We start from the raw sequence: 17,809 nt of genomic DNA on the forward strand, positions 1-17,809 counted from the left end.
CGATATGCGGACATCCGCCCGAATGAGGGTGCCTGAGCCGGAATTCCACCGGCCGGCGCCAGAACTGACTGCCCAGGAGCGTCGACATGACCACCAGCACCGCCTCTCAGATCCTGTTCATCGATTCCCGCGTCACCAACGCCGATTCGTTGTTGGCCAGCATCGATTCCAATATCGAAATCGTCTGGCTGAGCGCAGACCGTGACGGCCTCGAGCAGATCGCCGATGCGCTGGCGGGGCGCTCCGGCGTCTCCGCCGTGCATGTGGTCTCCCACGGCGGCCCCGGCTACCTCAGCCTCGGCGCGGGCATCGTCGACACCGCCAGCCTCGCCAGCCACGTGGCCCAGATGGACACCATCCGCGCCGCGCTGACCGACACCGCCGACTTCCTGCTCTACGGCTGCAACGTCGCCGAGGGCGACGCGGGGGCGGCCTTCATCGACGCCCTGGCGGGCGCCTCCGGCGCGGACGTGGCGGCGTCCACCGACGCGACCGGCGCGGCCGTGCTCGGCGGCGACTGGGTCCTGGAGGCGGCCACCGGCTCCATTGAGACCGCGGCGCTCGAAGCGCCGGCCTACGAAGGCATCCTGGCCCCCAGCAACGCCGGCTTCGAGAGCGACTTCTCCGGCTGGGTGAGCAGCGACGCGGTGATCGGCACCGGCGCGGTGTACAGCGCCGGCTCCAACCAATGGACGGTGAATCCCTACGGCTCCAAGATGGCCGTGGTCCAGCCCGCCGGCCCCTCCGGCGAGCTCTCCGGCGTCTATGGCGCGCTTCAGGTCGGCTCCGCCGCCCAGACCTACCTCAACAGCCGCTTCAGCAATCCGACCAACTTCGGCTACGTCTACACCGACGTGACGCTGGCGGCCGGCGAAACCTTCGACATGGCGTGGAACTACGTCGCCACCGACTATTCGCCCTACAACGACGCCTCGTGGGTGTCGGTGGTCAACCGCAGCAACGCCTCCGACACCTCGATGTCGATCCGTCCGGGCGCCGGCTCCGCCTTCGTCGGCGGCCAGGTGTCGATCCTCGGCGCCACGGTCACCGGTACCGGCAACTACGTCACCGGCAACTACGGCAGCACCGGCTGGCAGACCGTGACCATCGTCGCCGGCGAGGCCGGCACCTACCGCATCGGCTTCGCGGTCTTCAACCTCGCCGACACCATCCTGTCGCCCTACCTGTTCGTCGACCAGGCCGCCGGCACCACCCTCAAGAACGGCACGCCCTACGGCCCGGTGCCGGCCCCCGCAGTGCTCCCGCCGCCGCCGGTCGCCCCCAACGCCGCGCCGGTCTTCTCCGGCACCACCTACTCCTCCGGCAGCAACACCTACACCGACACGGCCGGCAACGACACCTTCCTGACCGCGATCGGCAAGCTGAACGCCACCGACGCCGACGGCAATCCGCTCACCTTCTCGGTCATCGGCGGCAACTCCTCCACCACCCGGAGCACCGCCTACGGCACCTTCACGATCACCAACGCCAGCACCGGCGAATTCACCTACACCCCCAACAACGCCGCCATCCAGGGGCTCAAGAGCAGCGTCACCGACAGCTTCTCGATCACCGTCTCCGACGGCAAGGGCGGCTCCGCCTCCACCACCGTCAGCTTCGCGATCAACGGGGCGAACGACACCACCGTGTTCGGCGGCGTGAACAGTGGTGCGGTGCAGGAAGACGGCATCGCCTCGGCCAGTGGCACGATCACCGCCGCCGACCGCGACACCGGCGACGCGACCATCCTGCCCACCGCCATGGCGAGCATCTACGGCACCTTCATCGCCGACGCCAGCGGCAACTGGACCTACGCCCTCAAGAACACCAGCACCGCCGTTCAGAGCCTCAACGCCGGCCAGACCGTGTTCGACACCTTCTCGGTGACCACCGCCGGCGGCGCCAGCCAGACCGTGACCATCGCCGTCACCGGCGTGAATGACCGTCCGACCTTCTCGTCGTCGGCCAAGCTGCTGACCCTGGCCGAAGATGCCAGCCCCACCACCGGCCCCACCGTCGCCACCCTGTTCGGCGGCCGCTTCGGCGATGTCGACAGCGGGGCCAGCCTCGGCGGTGTGCTCGTCACCGCCAACGCCGCCACGGCGGGCCAGGGCACCTGGCTGTACAAGGCCGTCGGCGGCGCCTGGACGGCGATCCCCACCTCGGGCCTGTCCACCACCCACGCGCTTGCGCTCGACGCAGACACCCAGATCAAGTTCGTCCCGGCCCTCAACTACAACGGCACTCCGGGCGTGCTCACCGTTTACGCCGCCGACGACCAGTACGCCGGCGGGTTCTCCACCAGCGCCGGCGAGGTGCTGGCCGACACCGGCGCCGAAGGCGTCTCGGTGGCCGGCGTGAGCCTCTCCATCACCATCTCGGCGGTCAATGACGCGCCCACCTTCAGCCCGGCGACCGACGTGGCCGTGGGCTTTGCCGAAAGCGCGCTCCCCGACTCCGTTGCCGATCTCACGACCGCCGCCGGCGCCGCCCTGAGCGGCTCCGTGGCCGCCACCGACGTGGAAAACGACGCGCTGACCTTCGCCATCCAGGGCGGCAGCGTGGTGGGCGGCCTGTCGGTGCTGCAGGGCACCTACGGCAAGCTGTCGCTCAACCCCCTCACCGGCGCGTGGACCTACCTGCCCAACAAGACGGTGGCCATCAACGCCCTCGACGTGGGTGAGACCGGCGTCGACAGCTTCACCCTGCGCGTGGCCGACCCCTCCGGCGCCAGCGCCACCAAGGTGCTGGCGGTGAGCATCACCGGCGCCAACGACACCCCGGTCCTCCAGGCCGCCGTGTCCGACCAGGCCTTTGCCGGCCCCGGCGAGTGGGTGTTTCAGATCCCGGTCAGCACCATCACCGACGCCGAAGGCACCGGCCTCACCTACGCCGCCACCCTCTCCAACGGCGACCCGCTGCCCGGCTGGCTCAGCTTCGATCCCGTCACCCGCACCTTCAGCGGCAACCCGCCCAAGAGCGTCGAGAACACCGACTTCGCGATCACCATCACCGCCACCGACAACCACGGCCAGGCGGTGAGCGAGACCTTTACCGTGTCGCTGGGTGGCAACCTGAACGACGTGCCCACCGGCGGCGTCACCATCACCAACACCACCGACGCCGTCCGCGGCACCGCCACCCTGCGCCAGGGTGACGTGCTCAATGCCGCCAACTCGCTGGTCGATGGCGACGGCCTCGGCGCCGTCACCTACACCTGGTACGCCAACGGCGTGGTGATCGGCAACGGCGACAGCCTGACGCTGTCCCAGGCCGAAGTCGGCAAGTTCATCACCGTCGTGGCCAGCTACACTGACGCCGGCGGCGTGGTCGAGTCCGTCTCCAGCGTCAAGACCGGCGCCGTGGTGAACGTCAATGACGCGCCCACCGGGGTGCCCACCGCCGTGCTCGCCCAGGGCACCGAGGACAACGCCTACTACGTGACCCAGGCCGACCTCCTCAAGGGTCTCTCCGACGCCGACGGCGACACCATGACCACCGGCAGCCTCGTGGTGCTCGACGGCAACGGCGATCCGGTCGTCGGCGCCACCGTGTCGGCCCTCAACCCGGACGGCTCCTACAAGATCCTCCTGCCCGCCAACGCCAACGGTACCTTCACGCTCGCCTATCTGGTCAGCGACGGGGTCGCCAGCACCGCGGCCGCGCAGACCTTCACCATCACCCCGGTGAACGACGTCCCGGCCGGCACCGCCTCGGCCGCCCTCGTCGACGGCACCGAAGACCAGCCCTACACCGTTTCCGCCCTCGCTCTCCTCGCCGGCTTCAGCGATGCCGAGTATGACAATCTCTCCGTGATCAACCTCAAGGCGGACCACGGCAGCGTCAAGGACAACGGTGACGGCACCTACACCATCACCCCCGAGCTCAACTACAACGGGGTGGTGTCGCTCAGCTACAGCATTGTCGACAGCAAGGGCGGCGCCGTGGCCGCCAGCCAGAGCCTCGTGCTCAGCGCGACGGACGACGCGCCGGCCCTTACCGGCGTGGTGACCAACCACAGCGTCTCCGAGAACGTCGCGCTCACCCCGTTCACGGTGGCCGGCCTGTTCTCCGAGGTGGATGGCGGCACCCTCAACTACACCGCCACCCTCGCCGACGGTTCGCCGCTGCCCGGCTGGCTCAGCTTCGACCCGCTCACCGGCACCTTCAGCGGCCTGCCGGGCAGCGGCGACGTGGGGGCCATCGGCATCAAGGTCACCGCCCACGACGGCGCCGGCGGCACCGGCCAGGCCACGCCGATCACCTTCGTGCTGACCGTCGATGGCGTGCCGACCACCGCCGCCGACGCCCCGATCAGCCTCCAGGAAGACCACTCCTACGTCTTCACCCCGAGCGACTTCGGCGCGGTCGACTCGGCCCAGCTGGTGCGCATCGACTCGCTGCCGGGTGCCGGCACCCTGTGGCACGACGGCGTGGCCGTGATCGGCCAGCACGACGTGCCCCTCGCCGACATCATCGACGGCAAGCTCACCTACGTGCCGGCGCAGGACGGCAACGGCGCGCCCTACGCCACCATTGGCTTTGCCCTCGGCAACGCCGCCGGCTTCGGTGCCAGCCACACCCTCACGGTCAGCGTCGCCCCCGTCAATGACGCGCCCACTGCCACCGGCCTCACCGACACCGTCCACTACCTGGCCGGCGCCACCTCGGTGGGTATCGGCAACGTGGTCGTCACCGACGTCGATGGCGACACCGTCACCGCGGTGCTCACCCTCGCCACCCCGGCCGCCGGTGCCCTGACCACCGGCACCTTCGGTGACGCCACCTCCACCTACAACGCCAGCACCGGCCAGTGGAGCGTGAACGGCAGCGTGGCCGACGTGAACGCCGCCCTCGCCGACGTACGCTTCCAGCCGGTCGCCAACTGGAGCGCCGACGTCGGGATCAGCACCCTGATCCGCGACGCTTCGGGCACCGGCCCCGCCGCCGGCAGCATCACCCTGACCTCCGGTGGCGGTAGCGCGGCCGTCGACGTGACGGTGGTCGACGCAACCAATCTGACCGGCACCGTCGGCTTCACCGAAGGCGACGCCAGCGTTGCCCTGGCGGACATCGTGGTGTCGGACTCCCTCGCCGGCGACACCGTCACAGCGGTGCTCACCCTCGACACGCCGCAGGCCGGCGTGCTGACCACCGGCACCTTCGGCGCCGCCACCGCCACCTACAACGCCAGCACCGGCATCTGGACGGTGTCGGGCAGCGTGGACGACGTTAACGCCGCCCTCGCCGCCGTCAGCTTCACCCCGGCCACCGACTGGAACGGCACGGTGCACATCTCCACGCTGGTCCGCGGCTCCGCCGGCACCGGCCCGACGATCGGCACCCTGACCCTCACCGGCACCGCCCAGAACGACGCGCCCACCAGCAGCAACGACAGCCTCACCCAGCTCGAAGACGCCGTGCGCGTCCTTACCATCGCCGACTTCGGCGCCTACGCCGACGTGGACGGCGACGCCCTGGCCGGCGTACGGATCACCACGCCGCCGCTCGCCGGCACCCTCGAGCACAACCTCGGCACCGCCTTCGCGCCCGACTGGCAGCCCGTCGGCAGCAACGACGACATCTCCGCCGCCGACATCAGCGCCGGCAAGCTGCGCTTCGTGCCGTCCGCCAACGCCTCCGGCGCCGCCTACACCACCCTCGAGTTCCAGGTGAGCGACGGCACCACCCTCAGCGCGTCCGCCTACACCCTGACCATCAACGTCCTGGCGGTCAATGACGGCCCGGCGCTCACCGGCGCCCAGGCCAGCCTCACGGCCGGCACCGAGGACAATGCCTATTCCGTCAGCCTGGCCGATCTCCTGGCCGGCTACACCGACGCGGAAGGCGGCACCCTGTCAGTGGTCAACCTGAAGGCCAACCACGGCAGCGTGGTCGACAACGGCGACGGCACCTACACCATCAAGCCGGAGGCCGACTACAACGGCACCGTCACCCTCAGCTACGACCTGCTCGACGGGCAGGGCGCCAGCACCGCCGCCACCCTGCAGTTCGTGCTGAACCCCACCGATGACGCGCCCAGGCTCGCCATCCCCCTCGACAACGTCGTCGCGCTGCAGGGCACCGCGATCACGTCGTTCTCGGTGGCCAGCCATTTCAGCGAGGCCGACGGCGCCACGCTCAACTACACCGCGACCCTCGCCGACGGCTCGCCGCTGCCCGCGTGGCTCATCTTCAACCCGCTCACCGGCGAGTTCAGCGGCACTCCGGATGACTCCATGGTGGGCGCCATCGGCGTCAAGGTCACCGCCTACGACGGCGCCGGCGCCACCGGTGCCAGCGTCCCGGCCACCTTCCTGCTTACCGTCACCTCCACGCCCAGCGCCACCAACGACAGCGTCTCGACGCTCAAGAACACCCCGATCGTGCTGTCGATGGGGGACTTCGGCGAATACTCCGACCCGCAGGGCGGCGCCGAGCACTACGTCATCATCACCGCACTGCCCACCCAGGGCACCCTCTGGTTCGACGGCCTGGCGATCACGGCCGGCAATATGGCCAACACGTCGGGCCTGCCGTCCGGCACCTCGCCGCTGCCCGCCGGTGAAGTGGGCTACTGGGTGTCGGTGAACGACATCGTCGCCGGCAAGCTCAGCTTCCAGCCCGACACCGACTTTGCCGGCAGCGTCCACCTCGAGTTCAAGGTCGAGAAGAACCCGATCAGCTACACCAGCTATACCCTCGCCATCGACGTGGCCGACACCAACGATGCGCCGGCCCTCACCAGCGCGCCGGCGGTGCTCACCAGCGTGGATGAGGATGTGGCCAAGGTCGTCACCCTCACCGAGCTGCTGCAGGGCTACACCGACCCCGAAGGCCAGCCCCTCATGGTGGTTGGCCTGACCGCCGACCACGGCACCGTCACCGACAATGGCAACGGCACCTACACCGTCACGCCGGCCCTCAACTACAACGGCAAGATCATCCTCAGCTACGGCGTCAGCGACGGCGTGAACACCCTCGCCACCGACCTCAGCTACAACCTGCTGCCGGTCAATGATGCGCCGGTGCTCGCCAACCCGGTGGGTGACAAGACCCTCGCCGCCGTCCAGGCCGGTATCACCCTGCCCAGCGACATCTTCACCGACGTGGACGGCGACCTCCTCAACGTCACCCCGACCCAGACCAGCGGCGACCCGCTGCCGGCCTGGATGAGCTGGGACGGCACGCAGCTCAAGCTCGCCGGCACCCCGCCGGGCGGCACGCCGTACATCGACATCCTGCTCACCGCGGCGGACGGTAACGGCGGCAGCGCCACCAGCACCTTCCGCATCAGCCTCACCGCCGGTGCCGCCGGCAACGGCGTGGAAACCGCCAACAACCCCGGCTCGGTCAGCGTCTCGGCCGACACCGCGCCGACGGGCGGCGTCTACGCGGCCGGCACGGTGCTCACCGCCACCGTGAGCGACATCGACGGCTACAACTCGGCGATCACCTACCAGTGGCAGATGTCCGCCGACGGCGTGAGCGGCTGGACCGCCATCTCCGGCGCGACCACCCACCAGCTCACCCTGGGGCTCACCGAGTCCGACCAGTACGTCCGCGTCACCGCCTACTACACCGACGGCGGCAACATCCTCGAGACGCCGGTCTCCTCGCCGGCCATCCAGGTGGCCCTGCAGGATCACGCCGGCGCCGTGTCGATCAGCGGCACCCCGGCCTCCGGCTACACCCTGGCCGCCACCCTGACCGACTCCGATGGCCTCATCGGCGCCAGCCCCACCTACACCTGGAAGGCTGATGGCACGACGGTGCAGACGGGCTCCTCCAACGCCTACACGCTCACCAACAACGAAGGCGGCAAGACCATCAGCGTCGAGGTGAGCTACACCGACGACAAGGGCTTCGCCACCACCGTCAGCGCCACCGACCCGACCCCGGTCCAGCTCGGCGCCGTGCCGCCGGTCCCGGCGGTGCAGACCGCCGAAGTCACCGAAGCCGGTGGCATCGCCAACGCGGACTCCGGCAGCGGCGCGTCCGGCAACCTGCTGGCCGGCGCCACCGACGCCAACGCGGGCGACACCTTCACCTTCGACAGCGTGCGCACCGGCAGCGTCGCGGGCCTCGGTGCCCCGGCCCAGCTTGATCCGCTCAACCCCGACTACGTGGTGCTGGATGGCACCTACGGCCAGCTCCGTGTCGACCTGGCCACCGGTGATTACACCTACACGCTGTTCGACAACAGCAGCGCCGTCCAGGCCCTGCGGGCCGGCGATACCGCCTACGACGCCTTCAACTACACCCTCAAGGACTCCACCGACCTCACCGGCACCGAGTCGCTCACCATCACGGTGCATGGCGCCGACGACGCCCCCACCGGCACCGGCCTGCCGGCCAGCGCCAGCGTGACCGAGGATGTCTCCACCGCGGTCGACCTCAGCGCCCTGACGCTCGCCGACGTGGACGGCATCGGCACCGACACCTACACCCTGACCATCGCTGCGGGCACCGTCGGCGCCATCCTCACCGCCACCAGCGGTGGTGGCGTCACGGTGGGTGGCAGCGCCAGCGGCACCCTGACCCTCACCGGCACCCTGGCCGACCTTGCCACCTTCATCGGCAGCGCCACCGCGCTCCACTACACCGGCAAGCTCAACGACGACACCAGCGACACCCTCAGCGTGACGCTGCAGGACGTGACCACCGCCGGCAAGCCGGTGGTGACCCTCGGCGCCGTCGCGGTGGACATCACCCCGGTCAACGACGCCCCGACCATCGACCTCGACGCCGATGGTTCCAGCGGCGCCGCCGGCACCGCCTACACCACAGCCTACACCGCCCGCAGCCACGTTCCGGTGCAGGTGGTGGACAGCGACGTCACCATCCTCGATCCGGACCAGATCGCCGGGGTGTCCGACACCATCACGATGGCCACCGTCGCCATCACCAACGGTGCCCTCGACAACCTGTTCGGCAGCAACGAGACCCTCACCGCCACCGGTCCGTCCATCGTCACCGTCGATGGTGAGGTGCGCTTCACCTTTGCCAACTACGACGCCAGCGACGCCAGCACCTACCTGGTGGTGGCCGGCAACGGCTCCGCCAAGCTGAGCTTCATCGGTACCGGCGCGTGGGCCCAGTTCGAGGAGGCGCTGCGCACCGTCTTCTACGACGACGCCAACCCCAATGCCACCGCCGGTGCCCGCACCATCACCGTCACCATCCAGGACGGCTCGATCACCACCAGCGCCGACGGCTCCAGCGACACCGACAACAGCCTCACCGCGGTGGCCAGCACCACCCTCACCGTGATCTGGGCTCCGGTGGTCGACCTCGACGGCGAAGCCACGGCCAACGTGGATGACCGCAGCTACGCCATCACCTACACCGAGAACGGCGCGCCGCTTGCCATCGCCGCACCCGATGCCAGCATCACCGACCTCGACGGCAACATCAAGGAGGTGAAGGTCAGCCTGCGCAGCGGCGATGTGAACGCTCCGGTCGGCGCGGCCGACAGGCTGTCCATCAGCGCCTCGATGGTGACCCTGCTGCAGAGCAAGGGCATCACCACGGTGGTGAGCGGTGACAACCACACCGTCACCTTCACGGGCAACGCCGATGGTTCGGTGTTCCAGCTCGGCCTGCGCGCGGTCAAGTACAGCAGCACCTCCGACTCGCCGGCCCAGGCCCTCGTCCGCTACGTGGATGTCACCACCATCGACATGCAGAACCACGTCGGTGTCGGAGCGACCACCACCATCAACATCGTGCCGGTCAATGACGCCCCGACCGCCGTGGCCGACATCCACACCGTCGGCGAGGCCGGCGGCCTGCTCAACGGCACGCCGGGCTCGAGCCCGGTCGGCAACGTCTTCGACAACGACACCGACCCGGACCTCTACCAGTCGTCCGACCCGACCCAGGCCGAAACGCAGACCGTCACCGCGGTCAGCTTCGGTGCCAGCGCGGGCGTCGTGGGCAGCGCCCTCGCGGGGCAGTACGGCAGTCTCGTCCTGAACCCCGACGGCAGCTACGAGTATCAGGTGCACGACGACAACACCGCCGTGCAGGCGCTGCGCACCAGCAGTGACACGCTGACCGAGGTCTTTACCTACACCATGCGCGACAGCGGTGGTGCCACCAGCAGCGCCACGCTGACGGTGACGATCACCGGCGCCAACGACACCCCGGTCATCACCGTCGGCGTGTCCGACAGCGACGCCGCCGACATCAGCGAGACCAACGCCACCGTCGCCACCAGCGGCACCCTGTCGGTGGTCGATGTGGACCTCACGGACAGTGTGACGGCCAGCGTGGTGTCGGTCGTCGCCAGCGGCGCCACCAGCGGCCTCGCCGCCGACAACGCCACGCTGCGCTCCATGCTGCACGTGGATGCCGGCGCGATCATCGACGCGACCCACAACAACGGCACCCTCAACTGGAATTTCAACTCGGCCACGACCCAGCTCGTGCCCGACCTCGCGGCCTACAACAATGCCCTGTTCATGTGGATGGGCTCGCATATCGGCCCGATGCCGGTTCTGGCCAACTACACGACGTCTCAGCCTTACAACGAGACCTTCAATTATCTTGCCAAGGGCGAGACGCTCACCCTGACCTACACGGTCGGCGTAACCGACCTTGCAAATACCAGCACCACGAAGTCGATCACCATCAACATCACCGGCACCAACGATGTACCGGTGATCGGCGTCATCGCCCAGACCGACCTCAACGAGCAGACCGACACCGCGGCCCTCACCGCCACGATCCCGGTCAGCTTCACCGACGCCGACCTCGCCGACGTGGGCCACAGCGCCAGCGTCACCGCCGTGGTCGCCACCGGCCAGACCGCTGGCCTCGCCCTCGACGACGCGGGGCTCATCGCCCTCGTCACCCCGGGGGCGGTGAGCAAGGCCGCCGGCGGCAGCGCCGGTTCGTTGAGCCTCGGCTTCAGCGCGCCGGCCTCGGCCTTGGATTACCTTGCCGACGGGCAGGTGCTGACCCTCACCTACACCGTGGCCATCGACGACGGCGACGGCGCCGTGGTCAGCCAGGACTTCGTCGTCACCGTCACCGGCACCAACGACGTTCCGCTCCTCAGCGCCACCGACGTGACCGGCGCGGTCAGCGAAGCCGGCGGCAGCGGCCTGCTCAGCGACAGCGGCACGATCGGCTTCACCGATGTCGACGTCACCGACCTGCCCACCGCCACCTTCGCGGTCGCGTCGATCAGCGCGGTCAAGGCCGACGGTCTCACGCCGCTCGTCCTCAGTGGCGCGCAGCAGACCGCCATCGGCGCCGCCTTCTCCCTCGCCCCGGATGTCGCCAACACCCACGACGGCACCATCGGCTGGGACTACAGCATCGCCGAGACCGAGGTGGACTTCCTCGCCGCCGGCGAGCAGGTCACCGCGGTGTTCACCGTCACGGTCAATGACGGGAAGGGCGGCGTGGTCGACCAGGACGTCACGGTGACCCTCAACGGCACCAACGACGTGCCCGTGGTCAGTGCGGTCGACGTTGCCGGCGAACTTGGCGAAATCGGCGGTGCCGGCACCCTGACCGACACCGGCTCGATCACCTTTGCCGACCTCGACCTCACCGACCTGCCGACGGCCAGCCACGTCCTCAAGTCCCTCGACGCGCTCAAGCACGACGGCACGACCCCGCTCACCCTGAGCGCCGGCCAGGTCGCCGCGCTCACCGACGCCTTCTCGCTCGCCGCGGGTGGCGCCAACAACCACGACGGCAGCATCGACTGGACCTACGCCATCGCCGAAGCCGATGTGGACTTCCTCGGCCAGGGCGACAGCGTCACCGCGGTGTTCACCGTCACCGTCGATGACGGCCACGGCGGCCTTGCCAGCCAGGACGTCACCGTGACCCTCACCGGCACCAATGACGCGCCGATTCTCGACCTCAACGGGGCCGTCCCGGGTGTCGACACGTCCGTCATGTTCAACGTCCGTGGCGACGCGGTGGCGCTGTTCGCCCAGGACGAGTCCGGCAATCTCAACCAGCTCGTGCTGGCCGACAAGGACGACGGCGACCTTATCGCCGGGATCAGCCTCACGCTCAATCCCGACGACGCGCTCGACAACCTCGGCGAGGTGGTTTACGAGTCGCTGTTCTCCACCCAAGGCGGCGGCACTTTCACGGCCGACGGCTACACCCTGACCATCGCAGGCAACGGCACCGCCGACAGCCCGCTCACCATCAGCGGCGCCGGCTCGGTGGCCGCCTACGAGGCCGCGCTGGCCACGCTGCGCTACCTCAACACCAATCAGAACGCCTTCGCCGGCAACCGCGCCATCGACGTCACCGTCACCGACGTCGGCACCACGCTGCCCGGCAACAACGCGGCGCCGCTGTCCACCAGCGCCACGCTGACCGTCAGCGTCAACTGGAACCCGGTGGTCGACCTCAACGGCCCGGGCAGCCAGGCCGGCCTGCCGCTGGACGCCAACGTCCAGCGCGACTACCTGGCCAGCTTCGTCGAGAAGCAGCCGACGATCACCTACATCGCCTCCAACAAGGCCACCCTGTTCGACCAGAACGGCCTCATCAGCCGCGTCGAGGTCGACCTCACCAACGCCCAGGACGGCAGCGCCGAAACCCTGTCGGTCAGCGCCAACGTCATCTCCATCCTGGCGGGCCTCGGCATCACCACCACCATCGCGGCGGACAAGCACAGCGTGCTGTTCGAAAGCACTGATCCGGCCGGTCGCGACGTCTCGCAGTTCCAGATCGGCGTGCGCGGCGTCGAGTACGCCAACAGCAGCAACGCGCCGACCGAAGGCGTGCTGCGCGAAGTCACCGTGGTGCCGTTCGATACCGACGGCGCGAAGGGTGTCTCCGCCACGTCGTACATCGGCGTGCAGGGCGTCAATGTGCCGCCGACGCTGCAGGACATCACCGCCGGCAGCGTGTCCGAAGTCAATCAGGCCGACAGCAGCGCCTGGACCGACGCCGGCCTCAGCGGCACCCTGGTCGGTGCCGACGAAGACCTGCAGACCCTCACCTATGGCATCAGCGGTGGCACCACCGGCGGCAGCTACACCGAGGGGATGGTCACCTACAACGTCAGCAAGGCCGGCAGCTACGGCACCCTCTACGTCGACTCCGCCAGCGGCGACTACCTGTACGTGCCCGACAGCACCAAGGTGAATGCCCTCACCGCGGGTGAGGCGCAAACCGAGAGCTTCACCGTCACGGTATGGGACGGTGTCGCGGCGGCCGTCACCAAGACCTACACCATCAATCTCACGGGTGCCAACGACGCCCCGACAGTGGTGGGCGCGCTCAGCGACGACGCGAATGAAGCCGGTGCGCTCTTCACCCGCGATCTGCTGGCGGGTGCGGCTGACGCGGACGCCGGCGAGACTGCGACGCTGACGATCGTCAACGTGACGTACGCAGTGGATGGCGGCGGGGCCACCAGCACGGCCCCGGCCGGCTTCAGCCTGGCCGGGAGCACCCTGAGCATCGATCCGTCCAACCCGGCCTTCGACTCTCTGGCCAAGGGCGAGACCACCACCGTCGTGGTCAGCTATCAGGTCAAGGACGTCCAGGGCGCCACTGTCGCCCAGACCGAGACGGTCACGATCACCGGCACCAACGACGTGCCGACGGTCATCGCGCTGGGCACCGACAGCACGGGCGGTGTGACGGAAGACAGCGCGGTGGATGCGCTCACCGGGACGCTGGGCACCACCGGGGCGATCGCGTTTGCCGACATCGACCTGATCGACGTGCACACCGGCACGGTGGCGGCGGACGCCGCCAACACGCTGGGCGGCACGCTGAGCCTGGGCGCGGTGACGGAAGACGCGGCCATCGAAGGCGGCAGCATCGGCTGGACCTACCGCGTGGCCAACAGCGCCACCCAGTACCTGGCGGCCGGCGAGACCGCGACCGAAGTGTTCACGGTCACGCTGGACGACGGCCAGGGCGGCACGGTGGATCAGACCGTCACGGTCACGATCACCGGCACCAACGACGCGCCGACGGTCATCGCGCTGGGCACCGACAGCACGGGCGGGGTGACGGAAGACAGCGCGGTGGATGCGCTCACCGGGACGCTGGGCACCACCGGGGTGATCGCGTTTGCCGACATCGACCTGATCGACGTGCACACCGCCACGGTGGCGGCGGACGCCGCCAACACGCTGGGCGGCACGCTGAGCCTGGGCGCGGTGACGGAAGACGCGGCCACCGAAGGCGGCAGCATCGGCTGGACCTACAGCGTGGCCAACAGCGCCACCCAGTACCTGGCGGCCGGCGAGACCGCGACCGAAGTGTTCACGGTCACGCTGGACGACGGCGAGGGCGGCACGGTGGATCAGACCGTCACGGTCACGATCACCGGCACCAACGACGTGCCTGTGCTGACCACCGACGACGCCACTGCCCGTGAGCGTGGTGGGGCGGCCAACGCGCTGGCCGGTTTTGACGGCGTGGGCAATGTGCTCGCCAACGATACGGATGAGGATCTCATCGACACCCTCAACGTGGTCGAGATCACCGCGCTGACCGGCGTGGGCAGCGCCACCGCGGTGGCGCCGGACTCCACCAGCAGCGTCGGCTACATCGAGGTGGAGGGGGCCTACGGCAAGCTGCGCATCGGTGCCGACGGCAGCTACCGCTACCTGATCAACGAGTCGAACGGTGACGTTCAGGCGCTGCGGACCACCTCCGACACGCTGCAGGACGTGTTCGAGTATCGCGTCACCGACGGCATTGCCCAGGTTGCTTCCACCCTGACGATCACCGTCGAGGGGGCCAACGACGCGCCGACCCAGATCCACCTGAGCAACACGGCGCTCACCGAGATCACTGGCGCCAACGCCGTCACGGCGTCCGTCGTGGATGTCGGCACGCTCTCCACCGACGATGTGGATGCCGGCGACAGCTTCACCTACGACATCATCGGTGGAACCCAGCAGTTCTACTTCCAGATCGCGTCGGTGGGTGGCGAACCCACGCTGCAGCTGAAGGCGGGCGTACCCCTCAATGCCGAGTTCCTGTCGGCATACAGCGTGGTGGTGCGGAGCACCGATGCGCTGGGCCTCTCCACCTTCCAGACCTTTGTGGTCAACATCAACGACGTGAACGAGTTCCAGGTCACCACCCCGGTGTTCGACGTGGAATCGATGGACGTGGGGATTGCGCCCAACACCGTGCCGGAGAACACGGCGGTCGATACCTTCATCGGCATCACGGCCAGTGCCTCCGACGCCGATGCCAGCAACAACACCATCACCTACAGCCTGGTCGGCAGCCTGGCCGGTGCGCCTTACACCGCCAACGAGTTCAAGATCGATGCGGCAAGCGGCCAGATTTCTGTGGCAGGCCCGATCAACCGTGAAGTGGGTGGGGAGACCCGCACGATCTACGTGAAGGCTCTGTCGGCGGATGGCTCCTCGAAGATCGGCACGCTGCAGATCTTCATCAGCGACGTGAATGAGTTCGCCGTTGCCGCCCCGACCGACATCAACGTCGCCGCCAACGTGGTGACCGAAAACGCCGCGATCGACACCCGCGTCGGCATCACCGCCCGCGCCGTCGATGCGGACGCCACCACCAACACCGTGAGCTACGCGCTGGTCGATGCCGACGGCGCCGCCTACAGCGGCACCGAGTTCGAGATCGACGCCGTGACCGGCGTTGTGACTGTGGCCGGCAGCATCGACCGCGAGCTGGGTGCAACCCGCACGATCTACGTCAAGGCCACCTCGGCCGATGGCTCGACCGCAAATCAGTCCTTTACGGTCGCTGTCACCGACCTGAACGACAACGCGCCGGTCTTCACCAGCGGCGCCAGCGGCAGCGTGGCGGAGAACGCCCCGACCAGCACCGTGATCTACGCGGCCAGCGCCACCGACGCGGACGCCACCGCGGCCTTCAACACCGTGAGCTACGCGCTCAAGGACGGCGGCGACAAGGCGCTGCTCAACATCGACGCGGCCACCGGCGATGTCACGCTGAAGGCCTCGGCCGACTTCGAGACCAAGGCGGTCTACACCTTCACTGTGCTGGGCAGCGACGGTAATCACGTCACCGAGCGTGCCGTGACGGTCAATGTCGGCAATGTGGACGAGGCTGCCACCGGGACCCTCACGGTCAGCGGCGCCGCGCAGCAGGGCGGCACCCTCACCGCTAGCCTGTCGGCGACCGACGTGGATGGCGCCATCACCGGCATCGCCTACCAGTGGCAGGAGCGTGTGGCGGGCAACTGGCAGAACATCCCGGGTGCCACCAGCGCGACCTTCGAGCTCGGCAACGACCAGGACGTGGTCGGCCGTGTCGGCCGGGTGGTTGTCACCACCACCGACGCGCTGGGCGGGACGACGGTGTTCCGCAGCAGCGCGGTGACCATCGCCAACGTGAACGACACCCCCACCGGCGAGCCGGCCATCACCGGCACGCTGAGCCAGGGCCAGACGCTCACCGCGAGCGCCGGCACCCTGGTGGATCCGGACGGCCTCGGCGTCATCAGCTACCAGTGGCTGGCCGAGGGCTCGGTGATCGGCGGCGCCACCGGCTCAACCCTAGTGCTCGGCGAGGCGCAGGTCGGCAAGGCCATCTCGGTGGTCGCCAGCTACACCGACGGCTTCGGCCAGGCCGAGAGCGTCACCAGCAGCCGCACGGCGGCGGTGCGCAACGTCAATGACGCGCCCACCGGCAGCCTCGGCATCTCCGGCACGCCGATCCAGAACGCCACCCTCAGCGTCGTCAGCACCCTGGCGGACGCGGATGGCCTCGGCTCCGTCACCTACAAGTGGATGAGCGGCAGCACCCAGCTTGGCACCGGCAGCAGCTACACCCTCGGCGCCGACGACGTGGGCCGCAGCATCCACGTGGTGGCCAGCTGGACCGATGGCCACGGCACCGCCGAGAGCGTCAGCAGCGTGGCCACCAGCCCGGTGGCCAACGTCAACGACGCGCCGACCGGCAGCCTCACGGTGAGCGGCAGCGCCGAAGAGGGCCAGACCCTCAGCGCGGTGAGCACCCTCGCCGACGCCGACGGCCTGGGCGTGCTGGCCTACCAGTGGCTGGCCGACGGCGTGGCGATCAGCGGCGCCACCGGCAGCAGCTTCGTGCTCACCCCGGGCCAGGTCGGCAAGGTCATCTCGGTGCAGGCCAGCTGGACCGACGGGCAGGGCACGGCGGAGCAGGTCACCAGCAGCGCCACCGCCAAGGTCAACGCCGTCAGCACGGCGGGCGAGGGCAGTGCCCCGACCCTCGGCGGCGGCACCGCGGGCGACGGCAACGGCGACGGCATCCCCGACGCCATCCAGAGCGCCGTGGCCTCGTCGGCGGTCACCGTCACCACCGGCGGCACGACCACCTCGTCCTACGTCACCCTGGTGGCGGGCTCCGATGCGGGCAAGGTGGCCGATGGCGCCACCAACACGGTGACCAGCCTCAGCCAGACCGCCACCGCCGGTTACATGCCGGTCAACAGCGAAGCACCGCTGGGCAGCGTGACCTTCTCGGCGAGCACCGGCACCGTCTCGGGCCTTGAAGTTTTCAGTCTGTATGTCGATAACAACCTGGGCGTCAATGGCTACTGGGTGACCACCCCCCAAGGCACGCTGGTGAACCTGGCCAGCGAAGCCTACGGCGGCCGGATGGTGGTCGAGGGCGACAAGCTCCGCCTCGACTTCCAGATCCAGGACGGCAGCCTGCTCGACAAGGACGGTGGTGCCGACGGCAGTGTCGCGGTGGATGGCGCGGTCGGCTACGTGCCCCTCAGCCTCATCGCCTACACCCCGGATGCGCCGGCCAACCACGAGAACGCCCCGATCTGGGACTAAGCGCCGCTCGCCAATCGAACTCTGGA

The 17,809-nt window shown here is 69.0% G+C and carries 1 protein-coding gene; it reads left to right on the top strand.

Annotated features, from left to right (window positions below; genetic code table 11):
• Positions 1-86 precede the first annotated feature (86 nt).
• Entirely contained in the window at positions 87-17,783 is a 17,697-nt protein-coding gene (locus ACE3OU_RS05995; RefSeq protein WP_374240632.1) for a VCBS domain-containing protein, read from the top strand.
• Positions 17,784-17,809: the final 26 nt, after the last annotated feature.

The sequence above is a fragment of the Zoogloea sp. genome (genome assembly GCF_041908905.1).
Classification (GTDB): Bacteria; Pseudomonadota; Gammaproteobacteria; order Burkholderiales; family Rhodocyclaceae; genus Zoogloea.